Origin of the sequence: Paenibacillus sp. ACRSA (genome assembly GCF_022346845.1) — a bacterium.
Taxonomy (GTDB): Bacteria; Bacillota; Bacilli; order Paenibacillales; family Paenibacillaceae; genus Paenibacillus.
In genome coordinates, this window is the sequence record NZ_JAKRNP010000003.1 from 124,314 (window position 1) to 145,542 (window position 21,229).

Annotated in this window: 10 protein-coding genes; 2 read left to right on the plus strand and 8 right to left on the minus strand. The window is 36.2% G+C overall.

The features are described from left to right. Nucleotides 1–529: 529 nt before the first annotated feature. From MH215_RS10215 to MH215_RS10230, 4 genes are all read right to left on the minus strand, one after another. Entirely contained in the window at nucleotides 530–2,644 is a 2,115-nt protein-coding gene (locus tag MH215_RS10215; RefSeq protein ID WP_239290044.1) for a Piwi domain-containing protein, read from the minus strand. A gap of 255 nt (nucleotides 2,645–2,899) precedes the next feature. Beyond that, nucleotides 2,900–6,292, minus strand: coding sequence for a DEAD/DEAH box helicase family protein (locus tag MH215_RS10220; protein ID WP_239290045.1), 3,393 nt, complete (start codon nucleotides 6,290–6,292; stop codon nucleotides 2,900–2,902). A gap of 13 nt (nucleotides 6,293–6,305) precedes the next feature. Then, complete coding sequence (locus MH215_RS10225) at nucleotides 6,306–7,499, minus strand: restriction endonuclease subunit S (protein ID WP_239290046.1); 1,194 nt, start codon at nucleotides 7,497–7,499, stop codon at nucleotides 6,306–6,308. Nucleotides 7,500–7,507: 8 nt separating this feature from the next. Continuing rightward, nucleotides 7,508–9,004 (minus strand): type I restriction-modification system subunit M, encoded by a 1,497-nt coding sequence (locus tag MH215_RS10230; protein ID WP_239290047.1) that lies wholly within the window; start codon nucleotides 9,002–9,004, stop codon nucleotides 7,508–7,510. A 740-nt stretch (nucleotides 9,005–9,744) separates the two neighbouring features. Between MH215_RS10230 and MH215_RS10235 the strand changes: the two genes are divergently transcribed. After that, nucleotides 9,745–10,122 carry a hypothetical protein gene (locus MH215_RS10235; protein WP_239290048.1) on the plus strand — a complete coding sequence of 126 codons (378 nt, stop codon included), beginning with the start codon at nucleotides 9,745–9,747 and terminating at the stop codon, nucleotides 10,120–10,122. A gap of 73 nt (nucleotides 10,123–10,195) precedes the next feature. Here MH215_RS10235 and MH215_RS10240 read toward each other — a convergent pair whose 3' ends face one another. From MH215_RS10240 to MH215_RS10255, 4 genes are all read right to left on the minus strand, one after another. Then, complete coding sequence (locus MH215_RS10240; protein ID WP_239290049.1) at nucleotides 10,196–13,303, minus strand: TrlF family AAA-like ATPase; 3,108 nt, start codon at nucleotides 13,301–13,303, stop codon at nucleotides 10,196–10,198. Nucleotides 13,304–14,380: 1,077 nt separating this feature from the next. Further along, nucleotides 14,381–15,460 (minus strand): stalk domain-containing protein, encoded by a 1,080-nt coding sequence (locus tag MH215_RS10245; protein ID WP_239290051.1) that lies wholly within the window; start codon nucleotides 15,458–15,460, stop codon nucleotides 14,381–14,383. 80 nt (nucleotides 15,461–15,540) lie between these two features. Continuing rightward, entirely contained in the window at nucleotides 15,541–16,545 is a 1,005-nt protein-coding gene (locus MH215_RS10250; protein WP_239290053.1) for a lysozyme inhibitor LprI family protein, read from the minus strand. A 271-nt stretch (nucleotides 16,546–16,816) separates the two neighbouring features. Further along, a complete protein-coding gene (locus MH215_RS10255; protein ID WP_239290055.1) occupies nucleotides 16,817–18,193 on the minus strand; it encodes a DUF4854 domain-containing protein in 1,377 nt (458 codons plus the stop codon). Nucleotides 18,194–19,123: 930 nt separating this feature from the next. Here MH215_RS10255 and MH215_RS10260 point away from each other — a divergent pair. Next, nucleotides 19,124–21,121: a DUF6242 domain-containing protein gene (locus MH215_RS10260; RefSeq protein WP_239290057.1), complete on the plus strand. Its 1,998-nt coding sequence runs from the start codon at nucleotides 19,124–19,126 to the stop codon at nucleotides 21,119–21,121. Nucleotides 21,122–21,229: the final 108 nt, after the last annotated feature.

The window sequence follows — 21,229 nt, forward strand, 5'->3', positions numbered from 1 at the left end:
CATGTAATAATATAATTGACGAGGTCTCCTTCCATAAATTTATTAGCTAAGGAGAATAACTGCGATGGGACGTACTGAGACGCAAGCCGGCTTAGGCATCAATGTCCAGCACCAGCTTTAACGGGCACATTACTCATTCTTTCTTCTTGTGCACCCACGGCATTTATCTTACAGGTTCCGCTTTTGGTGAAAGTGATTCGACCGGGTATGGTTACGGTAAAGGGAACTATGTCGTAAGTACATCTTCTTAATGGCAATTACAAAAACTTTGAAGCCGCCTTCCTGGCTCCATACTCTAAATGGAACAGCCTCACCAAGAATGAAAACCTGGGTAACCTTATCAGCAACATTGTCGAATTAATTGGTGTTTTAAACTTGAAAGTAAAATTTAAACAAAATCAAGAAGACAGCGAATTAGGACTTCTTGAAGCTAAACACATTCAATATTAATCTTGTATATCCAATAAAAGAAGGAGCTCTATTCCAATGAAGCGGAATAAAACTCCTTCTACTTTTATATGTTCTGCTGCTAGACGAAATGAAGTGCTTTTCCAGACTCACTAGGCAGCCATTGTCTCATAAAATGTGTGGAGCTAAGATCCGCATAGTACGTGGTAATCGGTAACCGGCTTTTTAACAAGGATCCAACATGCATAAATGAAAGGTAATATATATCCTGAAGAATGGCTTCAAAAGGAAGCGATCCTTTCTTCTTAACGATTTTGATGGGCTGTGCGGTACCAACACGAGCATGGGGATTTGTTGAAATGAGATACGCTAAATTATCTTTTGCGTAACAAAGTCCAGACTTCGTCTCCCACCCCTGCTTGTTAACATTTAAAGCCATTCGTCGGTTTGTTTTCTTAATAACTTCAACCATGTCGTATTGCACACCAAGTTGGTCCATCACTTCATCCAAACTAACTAAATCTTCTCTACAAAACCCATCCCGGTGAAACGTGATGTGTTTAGGCATTTCGTTGTAATGGTTTTGGTATTGATCAATTGCCGAATATACGATTTGGCAGATGGTTTCATGACGGATTTTCTCTCCCGCCTCATTTGAAGTGTTGGCTCCACTAGATAAAACTCTACCGTCTTTGCCCACAACTTGAACAATTCCCGCAGAATGCCGCCCAGATTCATGCGATACGTCAAGCCCAATAAAACAGTCAGATGATAAGGAAGAGTTTAATAACCAAGACTGAATTCCTGATTTAGCGTAAAGTCCTAAAAGAATATTTCCTAATGTATATTCGTCTGCGCGTTGTAGAGTTTCTAGGGTTACAAACTGGGTAGGTACCGCAGCTTTTCCTCCAAACTCTTTCTTAACTGCGTCATACCACATGCCTGCAATTTTATCAGGAATAATCACAAGTGTGAGTTCTTGAAACGACTCTTTCGTGAGCTCTTTTAGTAAAATGGCGAACTGATGCGGATTGGTAAAGTCAATCTTCTTGTTGCGATACGCTCTGGATTTTTTTAGAAAGGAAAGTGATACCCCCCATTTATCAGAGAGATTACATAACTTCTCGTTAAATGCTGTTATAGCATCAAGCTTAGTTTCGATCAACTCTGGATATACAAATAGGTTAATAGAAATTGCCGTGGGAGCAACAACTCCCCCTTTATCGAGTCCATACTTAGTGTTTGATTGAACATTCTTATTTCCGAATAAAAGGTTCGGAGTGTTAAATTGTTTTACTTCGTATCCGGCTTGCTGAACTAGTAGCTTCTGTTTAGAAAATTCAAGCCTATCCATGCGCGAAATGATGTTTTGCATTTCAGCTAACAAAGTTGTGATTTTTTTATCTGCATTTTGTTTATAAACTTCCGATGTTTGACGAACTACAGCAGGGGGTAGTGACTCAAAAGTTAGCTCTTTTTGTAGCATCGCTGGAGCATAAGCTATTCTAGCTCCCGTATTTGTTTTCACATAGACAACAGGCATGCTTGGGTCAAGCTTGTCTACTTTCCAAGCTTGTTTTCCTTTAACGAAGTAATCAATCACAGATTGGTTAAGTTCAGGGGTGACATCGCTAATCGTTAAATTTGATACCTCGTCAAACTCATAGTGCAGATTGTTGTACTTATCAATAACCCGATCATTTTTGAAGATTCCGTTAGTGTTCAGCAAATCATATACAGATTGACTTGTACGAAAACTGTGATTCAAGTCGAACCCGACCGTGATAACACCTTCCTGATTGATTGTAACATCACATTGAATAACCCTATGTATCGAAACATCTTGTACAACTTTTTCCGCTTTGAGCCATGTAAACTTGCGAAATCCAGCAGCTATCTCATTTCTAGGCTGAACACTTTCAATGGTTCTTAGAATCAGCCGTTCCAGGAGTGTACGTTCCCTTGGAACAGAAGAATTTATTGATCGATTTTCATACTGCGCAAATGAGTACTCCCCCCAATTTTTGATCGGTTTCCAACTGATAATATACTGTTCAAAGAAATCAATATCTTGCGACTTATTCAACTTCCTTAAAGCAGACCGAACAAGTCCGTTTTCATTGTGTTGTTCGAAGACGTTTCGAACAGGTAACGTATATAGATGAATGATAAGCTCACTTGCATTCGTCTCTGAATCCCACTCTGTCAAGATATGATGTGTTGTTGGTGTATTCATAGATATGTACATTCACTCTCCTATGCATTGTATTTCCGCAAAATTTCTGGCACCTTCTAACTATACATTAATCCCCAACAGACTTCATCTATTTGCCTGGTGAAGCGAGCTTGTTTTCTATTTCTGTGATCTCACTAAATTTCAAATATTTGGTTATTAATGTAATCCTGATAGGGACAAGAACATTGTTTAGAACTAATAGAAAGCCGCTAAAAATTAGCGACTTATTATCGTAATGAAATTCGTTTGTCCAGTTCAGCTCTGTTTTTCAAATTTAATTTGGTCTTTAGTATCATTAAAACCTATTTTAACCCTAGCACTTTCCTTTAAAGCATACATAACACTAACAATTTCATCTACAGTTTTTTCGTCAAATAATCCATATACACCTTCATGATGTAAAGTAACAAAGGGTTGGTCCAGAAGTTTGCTCGGTTCCAAAATACCATTTACAGATAAGTAATCTATGATCATATTAATAAAATTGATTTGATTTGCGTTAAGGTTCGTTTTTTGCAAGAGTATAGCAAAAGCATCCTGAGCCGCACTACGATCAAGCCCAAGTAATCCACGAACAAATATACCAAAAGAGTTGTTTTCACCAGAACCAAAATGTTGATTGAATTGTTCCTTCGTCCCAGCCTGTTCTTCTTCAAGCATGTCAGCAAAAGAAGTGATATCCAAGAGAGTAATCGATTTATTTCGTTTTAGTTTTTGAATAGCAATATGGTCCTGATGCTCTCTAACGTACTCACTAATATGATCATTATAATCCTTGAAATCTCCATATGACGGTAATATATCATCGAAAACAATTTCTTTTAGTTTGTCCTCGAAATTTGTATGCACGATTACCTTTTGCTCTTTATCAAGTGAACGAATGAGCTCTCGTATCAATTTTCGAACGCCATCCAAATCAATCGCATTCGTACGATCAAAAAAACGAACATCCATAACTTCTCGAAGCATATCCGCATGATCTGCAACTTGCGAAACTATCCTTTTCCGATACAGTGTTTCTGCAATGGTTTGCAGTTGTTTTTTCTTGGTGTCAGCACCTGGGATAATCGCTACACCTAGAACCGACCTCTGAAGTTTTACATGGAGTAAATCAATACGTTTCTTATCTTCTGGCTCAGCATCATACACAAGCTTCGCAAAGCCATCTTCGTCTGTCAGGCTAACGAAGTCACGATCTTCGATTCGCTCCCAACTCTCACTATTACGGAACTTTGTTAACAGCGGAATATGTGGACGAATTGCGAAATGATGCTCATCCATTGCAACCAGTTGCTTGGTTAACGTGTCAATAAGCTCGTTTCTAATTTCATCATACATTCTACCAGAAGCGTACAGTTCTCTGATTAAATGGACACGCTCCACGAATAACTGTCCCGTAAGATGGATAGGAGTGGATTTCGGCTCTTCTTTTTTTGTGAACTTGAAATATTCCACGTTTCCACATAAATCAAACAGCAAAGCATGGGTCTTATCAACATCCGGAGCAAATAAATCTTCCGACAGCCTCGTTCCACGACCAATCATTTGCCAAAACTTTGTTATCGAAAAGACAGGTTTAAATAACACTAGATTTACTACTTCTGGAACATCGATGCCTGTATCGAGCATATCAACTGATACGGCAATGTGAGGATCTTTATCTGCTTGTTTAAAATTCTCAATCAATGTTTCCGCATAATCTACTTTATAGTGGATTTCTGAAGCGAATTTACCTTTTAAATGAGGCATCATCTCGTCGAATACTTCAACAATGAGATGAGCGTGTGCATTATTACGGGCAAAGATAATCGTCTTTCCGAGCCGATCTCCACCAGCAACTTTAATCCCATGCTCAAACAAGATTTCTAGTGCTTGCCGAACGGTGTCCTTATTGAACAAAAATTTATTAACTTCCTCTTTTGTGACCTTTTTATTTTGTTTATGTGGCATAACCCTCTTGTCGTATTCTTCTTGTTCTTCTTCTGACAACTCATCTCGATCAATGCCATCATGGAGAAATTTAAAAAATACGGAAACCGGTTTTACAGGAACAAGGTTTTTGTCTTCAATTGCTTTTTCATATTCATAAGCAAATGTTGGTATATTCGCTTTAAGACCAAAAAATGTATATGTATCGTGGTCTACATCTGATTTCGGTGTAGCTGTCAGTCCCAACAAAAGTGAATCAAAGTATTGAAAAATCGTGCCAAACTTGTTGTAAATTGATCTGTGAGCTTCATCAATTATAATCAAATCAAAAAAACCTACACTGAATTTTGGTTTTACTCCCGGCTGGATAAAGCTGAGCATGGTTTGATATGTCGAAAAATAAATGCGAGCTGATGGATCATCTTTGTCTTCAAGCAAATTACACGTCGTTACGCTCGGTAAATGTTTTTTAAACTCTTTAGCTGCTTGCTTAACCAGTTCTCTACGATCTGCAAGAAACAGAACATTTTTAGCCCATCCTGCACGTTTAAGGAAGTCCACTAAGGCAATTGCAGTACGTGTTTTACCTGTTCCAGTTGCCATTACGAGAAGAGTCTTGCGCCGACTACTTTCATATGTTTCTGCAACTCGCTTAATCGCTTCAATTTGATAAACGCGACCAGCAATCATGGAGTTTATCCTGTAATCGCTAGTTACTTTGCGTTCATTTCTTTTCTGTACAGCCCAGTCCAGGTCCGCTTTTGAATAGAAAGATGCACATAGACGTGGCGGGTAGAACATGTCGTCCCATATCCATGTCTCATAGCCATTTGTATAGAAGATAATTGGACGTTGTCCATATTTTTCTTCCAGATGATTAGCGTATAGTTGCGCTTGCTGCTTCCCTTTACGAGCATCGTTAACTGTACTCTTTGCTTCTATAATAGCAAGTGGTAAGCCAGAATCTGACCATAGCACATAATCAACGTAGCCTATACCTGTACGGTTTGGCATCCCCTCTAAATGCAGCTCACGTACATTTTGACCATGGGGATTCCATCCTGCTTCTAGAAGCATGACATCAATAATAAGCTGTCTTGTTCGTGCTTCGTTTTCAGGTGGCATCGTTATGGTTGAACCAGATGCTCGCTTCGTAAGTTCATCCACTTGTCTTTTGAGACTTGCATTTTCTTCCTCAATTTTCTGGATGCTCGCATCTTTTTCATCAATTTTCTTTTCTAGCTTTTTCAGGTCTTCCGTAGAATCAGCGATTTTCTTTGCAGTAGTTGGCAACATATCACGGTCAAACGCTAAGTTTTTAATCGGCTCGTCAAGATAATAATCTTGAAGCCAACTGAGAAAAAGAAATAAATGCTCAAAAATGAGCAGCGACTGATCCTTCGTCACAGGTGTATCTTCATGTACAGCTATATTACCAAGCTTAACAATGAGCTTAATAGGCTGAAACAACCCTTGTGCAATCGTTTCATTAAAAGACTGAGTGTGTATCAAATCGCTAAGCGTATATCTCTCTTTATCTGGATACTCCAAATAGCCATCACTGCTATACATCCAACGTACCGCGCGTTCAAGTGACGCGCGGCTATAAAACAAGGATGTACGAGGATTCGCATAAACATTCGATTCAGCTTCGACGGCATATTCGTGCAACACTTGCCACTGCTGGTTATCTTTTAAAAAATCAACGTTCAATGTCATATTCATTCACCTTCTAATCGCGGAATTGTAGTCGTCCGGTAAACGCTTGGTGTAAGAGAGATTGGAAGTTTTCTTCAAGCTTGGCAAGTTGTCGTTGCATTTGCTTCTTTTGATTTTGTATATTCTCAGCTATTTTGCCATACCGATCTTGAAGTTGTTTCGGCGGCATTTGAATTTCCATTTCTAAAAACTTACTTTTTGAAATATTTAACATAGAGCCACTTGTGCCGGTTGCTTTACTTGAAAGCTTTTCTCTAAACCATCTATTTTTGACCACAGCTAAGAAATAATACGGATTACATTTATCTGAAACATTTATTTTCCACAATTTATCTGGTAGAAATAAATCGTAATAATCGGCATCAACCATACACGTAGCCCCAACTAATTCTCTTGTATTAGCTCTGCTAAATAATATGTCATCTTTCAATGGATGAACCAAGGCTCTACTCAACAGCAATTTAGGATCTACAACTTTATATTGCGCTGAATTAAAAGTTCCTGATGTTACAGAACTAATCTTTAAAACAGCCATCTCTGTTGGAGCTTTAGGGCGTTCTTCTCCTCCAACGCTCCATCCAGCTGTAATATCGACAACTACTTCGTTCAAAGTATTAACAAGCCAGTCTTTATTGTTAAGTCGGTAATCTCCGAACATATCGTCATAAACGGACTGAACGAGTCCATCCAGCTTGGCAATCGCTTCTTTTCGCTTTTGAATCAAGGTGTCAGCTTCCGCCAAAGCGGAAGCAATTTTGAGCTGCTCCTTGTATGCGGGGAGGGAAATTGAACATTCTTTAATGTCCTCAGCACTAACTGCAGGATAATTTGCTCCTACCATCTTAGGTATTAGCTGATTTATAAACAAATCAGACATTAGGTAACTAAAAACATAATCAGATGAAATACCTTCATTAACTCGCATTACCGCAAATCCTGTTGAACAAATTATATTTCCATAATCATCTTCAACTTTAGCAAACGCTTTTAAGTATGGGCGTACTGTTGAAATTAATATGTCATTGGACTTAACAATTCTTCTAGCTCTACTTGGAGCGTCTTTAAATGCAAAATCTTTATATGCGTTAATCTTACCCACATTTACACTTTCAATATCGATATACTTAATCTCATATTCTCCGGCGGTACTTTTTTTTAAATTCTCAGGATTAAAACAAGCTATATCGCCTAGTTTGACTACTTTCATAGGTACTGTCACCCTAACATTCCCTCCAGTTTCCGCAGTCCTGCTGAGATTTCTTCTTCTAACGCAGTAATCTCCAGCAGGATCTGTTTCGGTGACATATGGTTAACTTCTTCGTGTACTCGTTCCTTATAACGATTAATGCTTAAATCATATTTATTAGCACGAATCTCATCGACCGGAACAAAAAAAGATTGTTCTGAACGTTCACGTGACAGTTCAGTTTCTAAATTAGTAAAGCGCCCAATGATATCAGGTATATTGTTATCTTCGTGTTTCGAGAGATCAAGCTCACGGCGGTGATCATCGAGAGAGTACCCATCTGCTTGCAAATCGTAAAACCAGACTTGATTTGTTCCACCAATGCTTGTTTTACAAAAAATCATAATTGCCGTAGAAACTCCTGAATACGGCTTAAATACACCCGAAGGCATTGAAATGATGGCTTCCAGTTTATGATTGTCGATAATTTCTTTTCGAATCGCCACGTGCGAAGTAGACGAGCCAAATAATACTCCGTCTGGTACAACGACCGCACATCGTCCACCGTTTTTTAATAAACGTAAAATGAGTGCCAAGAACAGTAGTTCCGTCTTTTTTGTTTTCACCTTGGCGAGCAGGTTATCAGCAACTTCACTGTAATCAAGGGAGCCTTTAAATGGAGGATTAGCAAGAACCAACGTGTACTGCTCTTCTTCAGTATTCGATTTTGAGAGGGAATCTTTATACTCCATATTGGGATCATCAATTTCATGAAGCATGAGATTCATACTGGCAATACGCAGCATTGTTTGGTCCGTATCAAATCCATAAAACATGGATTTTTTGTAATGGTCTTGAACTTCTTCGTTATTCGATTTCACAAAAAGTTCATCGCGATAATGCTTTGAAATATACTCAGCAGCTACAACTAAAAAACCAGCAGTCCCAGTAGCCGGATCAACGATTTTATCAGCAAGTGTAGGCTGCATGAGTTCGACCATCATTTTGATAATATGACGTGGCGTCCGGAACTGACCGTTCGTACCCGAAGTAGATAATTTCGAGAGCAGGTATTCATATAGATCCCCCATAGTGTCCTTGTTTTTATCATTCATCTCATCTACAAGAACATCAATAGCTGTAACAACACGCTGAAGTAACTGCGCTGTCGGAATAATAAATACCGCGTTCTCTAAATGCCGCGCGAACTTAGATTCGGCTCCACCTAATTCCTTCATGTGCACAAATGCTTTATCTTTTACGATATCAAACATCTCTTCTGCATCTGGTTTATTTTTAAACGTGGACCAGCGAATTTCACGCTCTTCTTCACTAAAAATGGGATGAATTAATTGTCCACCTGAAAGCCGTATACGACGCTCTTGTTTCGTTTGTTGTGCATCAAGCTGTTTTATAAATAACAAATATGTAATTTGCTCAATAACAGAAAGGGGATTGGTAATCCCGCCTGTCCAGAACATTTCCCAAATTGAGTCGACTTTGTGTTTAATATCTCCAGTAAGCATTCTAACACTCCCATGAAATCATCTTCGTTGTAATAGGTCTATTGTATCAGAAAATCATTATCAGAAACATCACCTAGCTTTACTTAATCTTACATTTCAACTAAGAAGCATCAACCATACATATATACTTAAATGGCAATTGGCTCGGTCAGTAAAAGATCCCACTACTTCATTTGTTTTAATGTATTGTCTGGTTTTCGAGGAGCCTCATTCTACTTCAAAAGCATCATAATATATTATATATATTTCAGTTTCATGTGGTATAAAAGTTGATTCTCTTATTTAAAATATAGTAAATTTTACCAAACAAATAATTCTATAGTATAATTTTAACTATGACAATATAATGATAATTTATAAAAAGTACAACCACTCATGGTTAACCTTTTCTACATTCAGTTTAATAAAATAAATAATTGAGTAGTATGTATTATGGAGAACGAAAAATGAACTTCTTATCTTATCCCCCGCACTAAACCCCATATAATCCACTAACTGCATCTCATTTATCTGACTCTGACATTATGTATACTTAAGAACTCATATAAGTAAAACAAGTTGAACAATGGAATAACTCTGTATAACTAACATTGAGATGTTGAGAGCATCATCTCTAACGATATTCAATTTCAAAAAATCAAAAAATGTTTAGCGAAAGCTGTTAATTGTGCTTTGGCGTGACTTCTAATTCAAAATAATTAGCATAAAAATGTTGTTATAGTTGAGAGGAGGAAATAATTTTGGAATTGCAAACAGTGATGGGGCAAGGCAAAAAAGGGGTTTTTTACGGGGTTGATAGATATGTTTATTCATTGAATAAACAAGTAGAATCTGCTAATGCACTTATGCTGAAATACAATTCTAAAATTATCAAACACTACATTGATAATAAAACGAATCTTGTTTTAGAAAATTTAATTGACACTAGAAAAGAATTACTTAACTTAATGAGATGGACAGTGAGAAACAAGAGTGATTTTATTATTTGCTTCGATGAAGCCTGCCTGTTTGATAATAAGGCAGGAAAAGAGAAAATAAAAAAATTTATTGCAGCGAATAGAATACCTATAATACTTTGTGACAGAGAACTGTTATTTCACCCATTAATCACTGTATAGTGGTGAGTAAGTTCAATATAAAGTACAGTATTACGATATATAAAAAGCCTTCAGTTATCTGAAGGCTTTTCCATTAAATTGATTGAAGTTCAGGCAAGTATTTCGAATCTCTATTATTGAAAGCAGGTCTTGTTCCTTCTAGGATGTCTACTAGTCGCTTATTAATTGAGGAATTTTCAATTGATCCAGACTCATAAATTATTCGATTTCCATTCAACTTATCAATCGATGCACAAATTACTTGTTCTGCATCGCAGACAACAGCCAGGTTAGGATTGTGCGTTACGATAAATATTTGTCTAGAGTCCTTTGCTTCACGGATACAAGGTACTAACAAATTATAAACAGTCTGATTATCAAGGTTGTCTTCTGGTTGATCAATAACTAAAGGAATATCATCTTTATCTAGCAAAAGATAAAAAATCAATAAAATAATGCCTCTTTCTCCAGGCGATAATTCTGACAATTCTTTATTATTCAGCTTCAATTGATACGTTGGTTCTAAATATGAAAGAGAGAATACGTAATCGTAAATTTCCTGGATAGTTTCCCCATGTCGGAGCTGTTCTGTTATTTCAATTTTTTTGGGGTTTTCGCTCCGCATATCATATTGCAAATGATTTATAAGCTCTTCGATTAATCCAAGAACACCTTCTTCAGTATTATAATCAAATCGGTCTATGATGTTACTTAATATTTGATCACCTTCATTTATTCCACTGAATGAACCTCTTGCTCTTCTATTAATCCTTTTCAAAAAGCTCTCGTGAAAATAATTATTAATCTTCACACTAACCTCAAACCTAAGTTTTAATGAATCTTTTAGTATTACATTTTCCTGAATCGTCTCCTGGATTGGATAATATAGTTTTTTATAGAGAGCGACCTCTTCTTGAATTTTTCCATAAATGTCACGCAATATGTTCAGTCGCTTTTCATTTAAACTTTTTAATGTTTCCGGAATATACTCTAATTCTTTGAGCTTCTCCTCAAGATACTTTAAGGAACCTATGACATCTATATCTCCAATAATGCTTTTTTTATTGTCTTCCCACTTTTTTAATTCATTTAGATAAGCCTGGTATTCCTTGTTAGGTTCATCTAGTTTTCCTTGTAGAGTAGCAATTTCACTTTCAATGCTATTCTGTCGCCATTGTATCGATCCTTCCACTTCAGGATCTAAATCTTTAGATATTTGTGCTTTAGTTTTTAACAGTTCAACTTTTTTTGCAACAATTAATTGTTCATCAAAATCTAAAGTGATAACATCGTCAAATTCCAAACCCAAAACATTCATTTCTTCTTCGCATTCTCTCTTGAATGAGTCGAATGCAGTCAAAAAGTTAGTGAATTTACCCATCAATTTATCATTACTTGTTAATGCAAGCTCATTTGATGCAAGAGAAACCTTTAAGTCTTTAACTTTTTCAACGATATGACTTAATTCTAACTGTTTTTCCGATATGACCCCTTCAGTTTCAGGATCAATACTCGGTTTTTCAATTATTTTAGGAATTGTCGTTTCATGAGAAGCTAACTCACTTTGCTTCAAATTCAACTGACTTTGAATTGTTGATAAATATTTTTCAGATGTTTTTTGTTCTAACTCTGCTATCTCATTATTGACTTTGCTTATTTGCGTTTTTAGCAAATTTATTGAATCTCGAATTTCAATTGTTTTATATAAAATTAAATCATTTAATGATTCTTTATTGAGTTTGTCAGTTTCAGGGACATACTGGAATATGACTTTTTTTATTTCTGAATCGAAATAGCTTTTTTCGCCATTTGCCATTTCATTACAAATGGTTTCAAAATAATTCTGGGGAATGTACCTAATTCTTTCGACAGAAGTAGTTTTAATTGAATCGCTCAAACTCTTTTCAATAACTGTGTTATCTTCCCAAGTTAAAGTACCTTCAAAATTCAATGCTTTATTTTCTTTTTTTTGTTTAAACCTATTTTCATTTAGAAATGAAAAAGAATCACTATGTGGTGTATCCCCCATCAAACCAAGAATGTCCGCCAGAGCACTCTTCCCACTTCCCTTATTTCCAATAACAGCAACCAAGCCTGGGTTAAAATTAAGTTCATTTTCAAACCATTTCTCTTGAATCAATGAATTTGACTTTTTCCATATTTTCAATGATTGTATATATTTAGTTCTTTTCCCCATGATATGTTTCAATTTTAATGGTTGTAATCCAATAAACACTCTTTCCTCAGGCTCGTTAATGATTTGTTTCAACCCCTCAAATGTTGGATCAGCTTTGATCCATGTATAGTTTTGACTCGCTCCATTAGAGGGATGAAATAAATTATTTAAATCGTGAGCATCTGAACCCCATACACTCGGTTTCAAAGAGCGAAATCTCGATTGAAAAGTTTCAACTGATGCATAGGAGGATTGCCCCAACAAAAACTTAATATCCGATGGGTTATGAGTAAAACACATATCTGAAAAGTTTAAAAGTGTTTGTTTTATGTTTCCTAATCGTCCAGTATAGTTACTCTGATCACTCCATGGCATGTTACTTAAAGATCCGTGCCCTTTGTACGCCACCAAGATTAGGTAATCGCTTCTTGAAATTCCGCATTGTGTTAGAATTTCCTTGAGGTTATCCATAGAAATCGTAATCATATCTAAAGCTATCTTTTTATATTTCTTTTGCTGAGCTGCATCAATAGAATGTACATCCAAGTTAATATTGAATGCTCCCTTATTGACTTCAGAATACCCTATTTTTACCATGTCTTCGTGCTTACACTTTAGCATAGAACCTTGATAACGAACATCTAGGTTATCTAGTAGGGCACCTTTAATCGTAGATGCTTCTAACTTTGGATTAAATACCAGATGTAAATTAATTGAATTTTCACGCGTATCAAATGCATCTAACCTCAACTCAATACAAGGCATCAGATATAATTTTTTACCATTTGATAATTGCAAATAACTATTTCCATTAGCAAATTCTTTTTTTATTTTATCGTAGCCGTCTACAGAAAAATAATCTGTAACACCTACTACTTCTATTTCGTGATTAATAGCTTTCTGTTTTAACGCATCTACATATCGAACCCAGTCCTGACCAAATCTCTGTTGATATGATTCTGGAGTGTGAACATGCAAGTCCCATCTCCTCCACTCAGATCCTTTTGAAAATTCATATTCCGCCATAAGATCACCATACCTTGTAAAATATGAGTTATCCATTGTTAATTCGACATTCTTCTCCAAACACCTGCTTAACTACATAATTCATATAATAATTATACAAGGAAGTCTACACTCACAGATCTAATTCTCAAGAACAAAAATCATACTTGTTAACCCTGAAAATTATAATGATGTTTACTTTTATGTATAAATTGGATAAACCTGAGTCCAAACAAAATCAAGCGCTTATCAACAGATTCATGTAACCTCCTAGAGATATTATCTCATCAGAAAACAAGCTTTTACAGGTGACAGTGTGTTCTAAAACTCTTATTTTCTCCACGGATTTATCTTTGATCCTTTTCTGAAAAAACAACATTCAAAAAAGTCTCCTTAATGGCGACTTCTAATTCAAATTTGATTTAAATTCTGTTCAATTCAATATTTCAATTCCAAATACTATCTCCTCTCCTAAATTAATTAGAGCTGTGTCCATGGAATAGAATCGATGTTGAGGTGAGTTGTTGTTAGCGTAGGAATCTTAAGTCCCTAACTGAGCGCAACCTGATAGCCATAACTTGCTCGTATCCCATTTTCATCACGATGCAGCTGCAAGAGTTACACTTATCATTGATCCATTGATAGAGCAATTGCTGATTTATCGTACGTTCCATCCATCCCTTATACTACGGCTTACGCGGTCAGGAAGCTTGGCATTGTCAATCAAGCAATAAAACTCATGTACCTACAGCACAAGTCGTAAGTAAGCCTCACACTGGTCACTCGCTGAAGCGGGATGTATTATGATCTTTATGCTCCTCTTTGAAATGTCAACTCTTCCGTCTTATCTTTGTCCCCTCAACTACCCATTAATGAAATAAAGACAGTCAATCACATTGATCAACTGCCTTCTTGGTGTATAAATTAGTTGAAACATGCATTACTTATTCAGTCGCATAAATTTGAAGAGATCGAGATCTGCATAAAATCGATTGTACCTTCGGAGAGGTAATTCTATCCTCATTTTTCGGGATAAATCTTGCCAATATTCACTATCCTCTCCCAGCAGTACCATTACAAGTGTTTTGTTAGCAGACTTTAATTTTCACTTTGAATTTCAACTATGCTGTTAACATTATCCCAACTTACTGATGCACCAAAGGCTTCAGCAATAGCACGCACAGGTACCAAAGTGCTACCATTAATAACTTGTGCCGAAACATCTACAGAAATGCTTTTACCATTTTTAATTATAGATTTACTACCAATCTTCATTTCAACAGTGTCTTTAATACCTGTAGAGGTTGTACGAACAGCTGTAACTGTTTGAGTTTTTTGATTCCAAGAAACAGAAGCCCCCATACTTTCAAATATAACACGCATCGGAACAAGGATACGCCCATCTCTCATAACCGGTTGTTGTTCAAACTCAACATATCGACTATCTAACGCAACTCTAATGTTTCTAAAAGCTGTTTTAATATCTATGCTATCTGTAAAACGGGTAAGAGCTTTATTATACTCTTTCTTAGTTGACATAACATTATTCAAACTATAAGCCATAAACGTCTTACCAAATTCGGATTCACCTTCGTATACGAGATTCTTATTAAATTTGGCACCATTAGCAGCATTATAAATATCAACAAAACCAGACTTACCTTGATCAGCGTAACTGGATATCTTATCGAACTGAGTTATCGGTGTCATAACACCCTTATTAAAGCTATAATAGATGGTTCTATTATCACTCCCATAAGAGTTCCCACCATATAAGTCAAACTCACTTTCTGATTTAATAACATATCTTCCCGTTTTATTGTCCAATGAAATTGAGATCAAATTAGTATGCCTTGTCACATCCAAATTATAACCTTCAGAAACTAACGTTATTTTTCCATCTTTAATCGTATATAACAACATAAGGATCTGTTCATTTGGAAATTGTGGTTTAACTAAAAGTTCATAATTACTGTCACCATCAAGATCAAAAAAATCAACCGTAATTCCATTTGCTTGGTCACCATACTCTGTATCGTTATACCACTTACCGGAATTGATATATTCCGTATACATATCAGCCTGAGCCACCATTTTATCCGCCGCATAAGTAGTTGACGACATTATAGAAGTCATCAAAACACATACCATACAAATTGCAAAAGCTTTAATTTTCAAAATAATACCTCCTATAACTTTTGGAACTTTCCAAAACAAAGTCACTAGTCACCAACCATATACATTTAGAATTTTGTGATCTATTCTTTATCATCAAAATACATATCAATTAGATACAGTGTTCTTTCTTTTGTTAAACGAATCCGAACTTCTAGTGCTGTCCAAACACCCACTTCTTCCGGATCCCCAACCTCTTTATCACGTGCTTTAATCCAAGCTAGTTCATCTTTTTTAAGTACTTCCATCTCTTCGGATGAAAGTTTCTTTCTCAATAATCCATAGATTCTGTTAAGTTCATTATCCCAAGCTTCATCTGCCTCTCGTAACCCTATAGAATAAGAGGATGCTTCAGGAGCAATATCTATTAGCTCTTCAGCATATTGGATAGACTCCAAATAGAAAATTTTTTCTGCATCATTTTCCGAAATTGTATCTGTTTGTGGTGAAACTTCTTCATTTACTGGTGCATCTCCTTGGGGCGGAACTTCTTCTTGTACAGGCGCATCTCCTGGAACTATAGAATCCTGAGAATAAAAGACTTCCCCATCTTTCGTTTCGAATTTAACGGATGCAACTGGATCTTGCATACGGATAGCAATTTGTGGCTCCAAAGCAGATTGAAGTATATCTATACTTTCGGCAGCTCTTTCTTCTAATTGGGTTTTCATAACGTCTAATTGTCCGAATGAAAGATCGTCTCTTAATTTGTATGTGTACGTCACTGTGCCACCTGAAATTGAAATTTTAATATTCATATAGTAACCAAGACCAGATCTTATTTTTCTAATATTGTTATTTTCCTGATAAATTACTTCATTTTGGAATTCGCCATTGTCGTCCAAGGTCATTGTTAGCTCATCATTAGCGTCAAGTGTAAAAAGCCTAATGCTATCTAGATCGTTGGACATGTACCCCAATCTCGGTTCAGTAATTTCAGTAGTATCAATTATTTCTGGTGTTGATTCTGCTGTTGCTGTTACTGAGCTATTTATTGTTGAATCACCTTGGTTATTTGACCCACACCCTGATAATATTATCCCAAATATTAATAGGGACGATGTTGCATTAAATACGAACTTTTTCATCTATACTCCCTACTCCCTTGAAAAGTCATAACCACCGGCTTAGCCGGTGAATTCCATAGAATTGTTATCGAATTCCGAAAGCAATTTTAAAAGCTATCATTTTATTCCATAGTCCGTTATATTGATCTATTAACACGCTTAATCACAAGTAGGGCTGAATTAATTTGCTTTCACGTAGAGTCACCACTAAGATCCATGCGATTATAGATGCATTTGACAATCCACTTTGGGTTGCCGGCTACCTACCGCAATTCGTGATCTCTTATTAAGCTCACCTGCGTAGTTCTATCCTTTCGCCATCATAATCTATAAGTATCTTATTTGGTATGTTTGGCGTATGAAAAGCTAATACTTTCCATTCTTTGTTTTTAATGGAATTCCCGCTTTCAATACTTCTTTTTTTCATGTCAAATAGACCTTGAATTTTTATATCCTCCTTGGGTATTGTAATGGGGGTATATTCCTTCAAACTAGACTCTTTCTCTTCTATGGACAGCTGTATCTTTTCTAATTCATACTCACTCTTAGGATTTAACAAACCTTCAGCATAAAGGTCAACAACAAAAATATAACCGAAACCCTTTTGATACCTCCCATCGCTGGTCTGTTTAATCCGCTGTGAAACATCATATAAAAAGTCCATCTCTTGATTCACACCACTTATCCGACTCACAGCTTCGTTATAATTAGAACTGTGAGTTCCCGATGGTTCACCTATTGCAATAAATTGTATCCCAGCTTTAGAATAGCCTGAGTACACAGTCGAACCTTTCAAATATTCTTGTAGATTTGACATTTGTTTATCAATCATATCTATCTCATCACCAGAGAGCATTTCAGCTCCTAACTCCCTATAGCCTCTTCCAGTTATCGAAGCCATGTAATTGTAATAGTAATGTTCATCACCACTTACATTTTTAGGATATCCAGTACCCGCATAATATTGATTGAATTGACTCAAGAACGACCCTACAACTCGAACCCTATCTACATTTAAATTGGGCGTGATAGAGGGAACTGAATTGGTATCTGTTTTTTCAGGTTCATTGTTCTCAAGCTGTATTTCTTTTGCATCAACGTTTTGTTGTAAATTTGCGGAATCTTGCGAAAAAAAGACTTCCCCATCTTTCGTTTCGAATTTAACGGATACAACAGGGTCTTGCATATGGATAGCAATTTGTGGTTTCAAGGCAGATTGAAGTATATCCGCACTTGCTTCAATCTTTTCTTCTAATTTGGTTTTTATAGCGTCTATTTGCCCAAATGAAAGTTTATCTCTTAATTTGTATGTATATATAACTGTACTCCCTGTAAGCGAAATATTAATATTCATATAGTAACCTAAACCAGATCTTATCTTTCTAATATTGTTATTTTCCTGATAAATTAATGCATTGTTAAATTCATTAGTGACCAAGGTCTTCCCTGACACACCATTAGCATCAACTGTATTAAGCCATAAATCATCTGTTATGTACCCGTAATTTTCCTCGGTTATTTCAGTATTATCAATTATTTCCGGTGTTGTTTCTGTGGATGCTATCGGTGTCCCATTTATTGTTGAATTTCCTTGGTCACTTGATCCACACCCTGTTAATGCTAGCCCCAAAATTAAAATGGACGATGCATTTAATAAAGAATTTCTCATTATCTTCTCTACTTTCTTAAAATATTTTTACTATATTCCGTTTTAACGAGCTAACGATAAGCCATTAAACACGCTTGCTCAACTATTGTTACGCACTCTGATTAAGTATAATTTTTTATCGCCATTAATAACTCCCATAGATTTTTTACTACGTTTAGCTCGTCAGCGGAGACCAAAGCCCTCCATTTCCTCCCCAAATCTCACCATTTTCAAAACTGTAATGCTTTTAGAGATTGAAACTATCTTGCTCTTTAGTCAACTCCTTGACTTGCGCATTTTCGGTAGACTCTTGCCCAAATTGGGCATATAGTTAAAACCCTAATAAACTTTTTACAGCCATCTCGCTTCTAAAATAATCGATGATATTGTCGCTTATTAAAATATCGGTTATGTACCCTGTACATTGTAGCTTCGACCAAATTATTATCTTTAACATTTAGAATCAAGAGGTTGTTCTTGTTTTATAACACAAAATTCATTTCCTCCTCCAGATTATATTTTGTAAGGATTGTAAGTTAACGCCTTTTTGTCATACCCCAAAGCCATGAAACCGACGATAAAGAAAATGCCGTTTGTTTGAGCGTATGATTACGAAGCCAAATATCGGGTTATATAGGTGATTCCAAGCATACAGAATCACTAGGATATTCAACCTTTTGACCGAGATCTCAAAGATCATTAACGGGATGTTTCTTTATAAAATATACATTCAAGGATTTTTTACTTTAGAACCATTTGGTACGCTTTCTGAATTTGCTATGAGAACTTCGTTAAAGAAAACGATCCTTCTACTAGAGCGACTCTTGATTTATTGGTTGAATTTGTATCTTATAACTAGTAAGTTATTCTTAACTTGAATTTTAAGGAGGATGTTGAAAAAAAAATTTAGAGATTTTGAATTTGCGGATTTACTTTTTAGGAGGAAAGAAATTGAAAAGAAGATTTGGTAATATAATAACTGTTTTCCTCTCACTCGGATTAATTTCTGGGATTTGGCTTCCATCTATTCAAGCAGCCAGCAAGGATACAAGTGGAATTAAGTGGTCAACCTTATCGGATTTGCAGTCCGTGGATTTAAACGATATCGCCTTTAACAATGATCATGTATATGTGACTGTAGGAGACGATGGAACGATTATGCATTCTAGAGATGGAAAGCAATGGTTGAGATCCTCGCAACCAAACTCACTAGTCGGAAATGTGGAATCATTAGCAACGAACGGCGAAAAATTTGTCGCGGTTGGGAGTAACGGAATTTTATTGAACTCAAAAAATGGAATCACTTGGTCATCAGGTCAGCTAGTTAATGCTCCAGTAAACCGAGATTTCTACCGTTATTACGACAATACATATCCAAAGAAATATAGTTTGGTAGGCTGGGGTCAAAAAGTCAAACTATCCGACTTTAATTTTAGTGATATCATTTGGGACGGAAAACGCTATGTAGCAGTGGGTACTTGGCAACTACAAGTTCTATGGGATCATCCTACTGTAATAACCCAATATTATACTGCAACATCTTCGGATGGGGTTAAATGGAGCATAAAACCGCTTAAGTATGATAATAACAAATTAAAGAAGATTAATAACAACATTTATCCTACTGACCCTTATAAAATCAATTTCAATGGTACTAAGTATGTAATTTTAGCCGGTCAGGTAGCATTTTCTTCTCCAACAATAAGTGAAACTTGGGAAGCAAAAATTCCTGGTGGTCAACTTAACGATGTGCTAATTCATAATGGAAGTTTCATTACAAACACTAAACAAGATCTGTTAATTTCAAAGGATGGGCTCAAATGGAACAAATTTGATGGGAGTCTTTCTTTAATAAACAAAAACAAATCAACTGTTTGGAGCGAACAAAGTTTTTTTGAAGGAAAAAAAATTAACAAAATAATAAATGATGGAAAGCAACATATCGCCATTACGGATGATGGTTTCATTTTACTTAAGGATGCTTTGAATGAAGATTATGACCAAACCGACTGGACAATTGTCCGAGAAACGAATACGTCAGACTTCACAAATATTGTTTTTGATGGAAAAGGGCGTTATGTAGCAACAGGCTATAAGTACATATCTTTTATGTACTCAACAGCTTCTATTTGGGAATCAACAAACGGATATGACTGGGCGAAGACTGAAATTGAAGATGCTTCTGATTACATGCAATGGACAAATCTAGCTTCTGGGAACGGATCTGTGATCGCTTATGGGACAGTCACCGCTGGACCAAAGCCGCCGCGAAATCAGTATCTATTCTCCTCTAAAAAGGGAGAATGGGAACTCAAAAAATTCCCGTCTTTTGTAAATCGTGTTGACGGAATTTATTGGGTGAAGGGTCAATTCTATGTGGCTGTGAATGGAGGTTTCATTACCTCAAAGGACGGAATTAATTGGAGCAAGCTCAACTCTTCTAATATTACTATGACGAAAATCGCCGCAAGCAATAGCTATTTGTTGGGATTAAGAGCACCTAATACACAAAATGAATATGGTGATCTACTCTACAACTCCAAAGATTTTACCTCATGGAAAAAAAGTGAAATCAACTTAAATAAATTCAGCAATGAATATTGGCTTACAAGTAACTCATTTAGTGATATAAATTGGAATGGTAAGCAATTTGCCGTCCTCGGAGACATTCCAGCAGTAGCTACCTCCACAAACGGGCTAACTTGGAAGACAAATAAAACAATAAGCCGACTTAACCGTCTAGCCTGGAACGGTCAACTCTATGTAGCTTCCGCTCGAAGTGATGGTAACGAGGTAGGAAAAATGTACTATTCTTATAATGGCTTAAACTATTCCCAATCAAGCCAGGTGACTAATCAAAATCTTAAAACAGACGTAATATGGGATGGTGAGAAGTTTATCGTTGGTGGTGAAAACGGAACGATTTTAATAGGTGAGCCCAGCAAGTGATATTTAAAACCACATCTGTGCTAAAAAAGAAGACTCCTTTTTAGAACAGAAATTAAAGCATTCCCAACTATTCCATCTCGAATTTCTGTTGACTGCCATATCGCAACA

Bases quoted from the DNA above. Each gene is read 5' to 3' on its own strand.
- MH215_RS10220 (WP_239290045.1), bottom strand. From the start codon at position 6,292: ATGACATTGAACGTTGATTTTTTAAAAGATAACCAGCAGTGGCAAGTG.
- MH215_RS10240 (WP_239290049.1), bottom strand. From the start codon at position 13,303: ATGGCGGAATATGAATTTTCAAAAGGATCTGAGTGGAGGAGATGGGAC.
- MH215_RS10230 (WP_239290047.1), bottom strand. From the start codon at position 9,004: ATGCTTACTGGAGATATTAAACACAAAGTCGACTCAATTTGGGAAATG.
- MH215_RS10215 (WP_239290044.1), bottom strand. From the start codon at position 2,644: ATGAATACACCAACAACACATCATATCTTGACAGAGTGGGATTCAGAG.
- MH215_RS10225 (WP_239290046.1), bottom strand. From the start codon at position 7,499: ATGAAAGTAGTCAAACTAGGCGATATAGCTTGTTTTAATCCTGAGAAT.
- MH215_RS10250 (WP_239290053.1), bottom strand. From the start codon at position 16,545: ATGAAAAAGTTCGTATTTAATGCAACATCGTCCCTATTAATATTTGGG.
- MH215_RS10255 (WP_239290055.1), bottom strand. From the start codon at position 18,193: ATGAGAAATTCTTTATTAAATGCATCGTCCATTTTAATTTTGGGGCTA.